The organism is Aquiflexum gelatinilyticum, from assembly GCF_024813435.1.
In the GTDB taxonomy this organism is placed as follows: Bacteria; Bacteroidota; Bacteroidia; order Cytophagales; family Cyclobacteriaceae; genus Cognataquiflexum; species Cognataquiflexum gelatinilyticum.
Genome location: NZ_JANAEZ010000025.1, coordinates 1 through 585, shown reverse-complemented (window position 1 = coordinate 585; position 585 = coordinate 1). Strand labels below are relative to the sequence as shown.

The 585-nt window shown below is 60.7% G+C and carries 1 protein-coding gene; it reads right to left on the bottom strand.

Annotated features, from left to right (window positions below; translation table 11 throughout):
• Nucleotides 1–105: 105 nt before the first annotated feature.
• Nucleotides 106–585: transposase (locus NK987_RS21360; protein WP_259265503.1), on the bottom strand; the 480-nt coding region annotated here is incomplete at its 5' end.

Below are 585 nucleotides of genomic sequence, written 5' to 3'. Positions count from 1 at the left end.
TCTCTGCAATTGGCAAGGCGTCGGCGCCAAGGATACCAATCTTGCGGCGCGCGGCGTGTTATGACGACTGGGGTGCATTTGAGCCGCCCCATTTAACCTTCGCCCTCACAGATACGCCATTCGCCTCAGATTTAGCGCCATGCAGACGAGCTTCCACTCGGCTTGCACCTTGTCCAGGCCCCTCATGCTGAACTGACGCAATCCCATCACCGCCTTGATCCAACCATTCGGAGCCTCCACGATCGACTTGCGCCGGCGGTAAGCTGCATCGCCTTGCTCCGTTTTCAATTTCGCCGCAATCGCCGCCGTATGCGGATGGGTCTTGGCATTGACCTTGGCATCTTCACGTCCCTCGCGGCCGAGGGCAACGATGACATCGCCGTGGTGATCGGCGACCTTTGCCAGAACAGCCTCACTACGGAATCCCGCATCCGCCAGCGTCTGGGCCGGCATTTCTCCGGTGTTGGCCTGAACTGCTGCCAGCATGCCCAGCAGCGCCTGACTGTCCGCGGCGCAGTTGGTCAACTCCACCGCCACGATGATCTGGTGCTCGGCATCGACCGCTGTGTACCCGTTGTAGCTCTG